The 3,029-nt window shown below is 52.0% G+C and carries 3 protein-coding genes and 1 pseudogene; 1 reads left to right on the top strand and 3 read right to left on the bottom strand.

Annotation, left to right across the window (positions count from 1 at the left end; all coding sequences use genetic code 11):
• Positions 1 to 548 (top strand): annotated as a pseudogene (locus tag ACR0LX_RS22880) (IS5 family transposase); the annotation flags it as partial.
• Between the two features lie 13 nt (positions 549 to 561).
• Here ACR0LX_RS22880 and ACR0LX_RS22875 read toward each other — a convergent pair.
• From ACR0LX_RS22875 to ACR0LX_RS22865, 3 genes are all read right to left on the bottom strand, one after another.
• Complete coding sequence (locus tag ACR0LX_RS22875; protein ID WP_480785622.1) at positions 562 to 1,212, bottom strand: hypothetical protein; 651 nt, start codon at positions 1,210 to 1,212, stop codon at positions 562 to 564.
• Positions 1,213 to 1,228: 16 nt separating this feature from the next.
• Positions 1,229 to 2,302 (bottom strand): DNA/RNA non-specific endonuclease, encoded by a 1,074-nt coding sequence (locus ACR0LX_RS22870; RefSeq protein WP_480785621.1) that lies wholly within the window; start codon positions 2,300 to 2,302, stop codon positions 1,229 to 1,231.
• A 596-nt stretch (positions 2,303 to 2,898) separates the two neighbouring features.
• A partial coding sequence (locus tag ACR0LX_RS22865; RefSeq protein WP_480785623.1) for a biotin/lipoyl-containing protein occupies positions 2,899 to 3,029 on the bottom strand: 131 nt, incomplete at its 5' end.

Genomic DNA, 3,029 nt, shown 5'->3' with positions numbered 1-3,029 from the left:
GGCATCTTCGCGCGAATGATGGCTGGCCTGGCCGCCGAGCACGGCGAACAGAAGACTGTGATGATCGACGCGACCTATCTGAAGGCTCACCGGACAGCGACCAGCATGGGCGTCAAAAAGGGGGGCGTGGACGCCTGATTGGTCGAACCAAGGGCGGCATGAACACCAAACTGCACGCCATCAGCGACAGTCAGGGACGCCCGCTGAACCTGTTTATAACCGCAGGACAGGTCAGCGACTACATCGGTGCTCGGGCTCTGTTCAGCGGCATGCCGAATGTCGATTGGCTACTCGGAGATCGCGGATACGATGCCGATTGGTTTCGAGAAGCGTTACAAGATAAAGGGATACGCGCTTGTATCCCCGGTCGGAAGCAGCGCAAGACAACGGTGAAATACGACAAGCGCCGATACAAACGCCGCAACCGGATCGAGATCATGTTTGGCAGGCTCAAGGATTGGCGCCGTGTGGCAACTCGTTACGACAGGTGCCCGAAGGTCTTCCTCTCAGCAATCGCCCTCGCAGCTCTCGTCATCTATTGGCTATGAGTCCTGAACCTAATTATGTGGGCTCAGTCTCTGTGTTTGTAGAGCTCTTTTTTTCTGGGAACTGATCGACAATGACAGAGATCATTCGGTGGATACCGTTGCTGCCCCCGGCGATGATAGCGACGGTCACAACGATATCGGCCAATTGCAACAAAAACCACTGTGTGAGCGCCAAAGCGTCAAATTGAACTTCTAGCAGTGGACTCAACGCTCTGACGCCACCTAGAGATAGCAGGGTCGACAAAATAACCGCGAATGTAATTGTCAGTATCCTGGTTCCAGTTCTATAGCATAAAAGCGTGTTTTTTGCCTTGGCGATCCTTTCGTCGCTTGGCACTCCTCGTCCACCTGCAGACTTTTTTTCTTTCATGGTTGCGATTTCGAGTTCGGCTTGCTTACGCGCCACCAATCGGGCGCTGCCTATGAAGACCTCGTTCGCCCGTTCAACGAAGAGGGCAATGACAAACAAAATGCTTAAAACGTCGATGGATGCTCGGATGGGATCAACAATGAACAGCAGGGGCTCAAGCCCAAATCCAAGCCGGACGTCCGGCGCATTGAAAAGCAACATTATCAAAACCACTGCTATCGCAGAACCGATGCCAATCCAAAATTTTCTCCAGTAACGCTCTAAATCATACTCCTTATCCAAATCGAGATGCATGTCACTCTCCTGTGCATTAATCCGTTAGAGGTGTTGCGCGTACTTCAATGCGTTGTTCTATCTGGTCAGGCAGCGATTGGAACAGATCCAAGCCAAGCATGCGCTCTAATTGATCGACACTAAATCTATAGTTTCTAAATTTACCGGCGCCTCGAGGAATATTCGGCATGATGAAAGCCCGTGAGGACCAAACACCATCCTGTTCGGCCAAAACTGCCTTAAATGTATGGGAGGGAACCGCTATTTCGCTGCGCATACGGTTTACCGGATCCGTAGGCCGCTGCGACGTATCGACCACTAGGCACCTCTCTGGTGGGCGGTTCACCTGGCACCTTGGATCGATGGGAACAAAAAGGCTGCCCGTTATGATCCAAAGATCAGCGCCTGCCATCGCCATATGGCGCACTGCGGCTTCGAGCTTGGCCCAAGCGCCGGAGTTGATACTTCCAAATTGCGGGACGGCGTTGGTGTAGATATGCGTGCCGTTCACCGCGCTCTGTGTACGGACATAGGCTTGTGCCGGAGCCAAGTGGCCTTTGTGAAAGCCTGAGCCTAGATACACAGTGCTATTTGCTTGGCCGGCGGCAATGACGCGGGAATCTATCTGCCAAGAGGACCTGTGCCTATCTCCTGGCCCGTCGAGTTCATCACCGCGCATCACATAGGCGACCCAGAGCGGTATGCGCCAATGTCTATCCTGACAAATAACAAACAGGTCGTTCTTAAGCGTCTGCCTCTGCGCACCCGCACAAACTACATCGAGTAATTTCGATCGTTCCACTTCATTTGAATCAGGGGGCTGGACAGTTGCAACTGCCGTCGTGTTTTGGGCTAGGACCCATGCTCTTGCCGTTTCCAATTTTAAAAACAGCCAACGCCCGTTGTCATATGTGTCAACAATTTCTGCCGCAGATCCTGGGTCTGCATGCGCAAATCGACTGGATCGAGGTTGTCGATGCAGGGGAATCCCGTGCGCGGTCCCACCTTGCAGGATCACAGTTTCCCCGACACTGTGCGTTTGAGAAATAACTACTTGTGGTAATACTATCAGGCAAAAAACCGCAAAAAAATGAGATATGTTTTTGTACACGGATATAATCCTCGAACAAGCGCCCGCCCAGAAATAAATAGAGTGTCTCGCTTCAACGAACTCGTAGATTATTGAGCGAAGAATACGCAAATAGATGTTCACTATCGAGCATCGAATTTAATGCCGTACTGCCACTGAGGCGAAGCTTAATCGAAAACTAGCGGCATTGTAAGAGCGGGAGTCAGAATGATAAAAGTCCCATCCACTCGCTGCAGTTTCAATCGTAATTGTCAGCGTCACCTGCACTGCAATTTCAGAGTTTGATTGTTCTGCAATTGATTGTCCAACGAATAGACTTATGTTGCGAAATGTTTCTAAACCAGGACTATTTTGCGCCGCAGCGAACGACCAGTTTGGCGGGCGCTCTGCATCATCAGAGCGAAACGATGAACGGCAGGTTTGGGCCGCTCATAACATGTTGTGGCGGGAAATCTTGGAATCGTTTCAGATCTCAGTGCTAACTCTCAGATTGAAGCAAGTTGACCGCCCCCGTAGCGGCGGCCGTAGCCGCGCCCAGTAAGTCGCTTCCTATGGCCGTCACAAAAGTCTGCGACACATTCATCATTGAGCACGGCACTAGAAGAGGGCGCGCCATTTTAGAATTCCAGTTCGACGAGCAGGTCTTTGGCGTCGATTTGGCCGCCGGGCTGGACGTGGACGGCCTTGACCACCGCGTCGCGTTCGGCGTGGATGCCGGTTTCCATTTTCATCGCTTCGATGGTCAGCA

It is taken from the genome of Ruegeria sp. CH11, assembly GCF_056537105.1.
The sequence above is the reverse complement of the archived record's forward strand: the minus strand, read 5'-3'. Positions and strand labels throughout refer to the sequence as shown.

What these genes read in the sequence shown, in the direction of transcription:
- ACR0LX_RS22875 (WP_480785622.1), bottom strand. Translation starts at nt 1,212, where the DNA reads ATGCATCTCGATTTGGATAAGGAGTATGATTTAGAGCGTTACTGGAGA.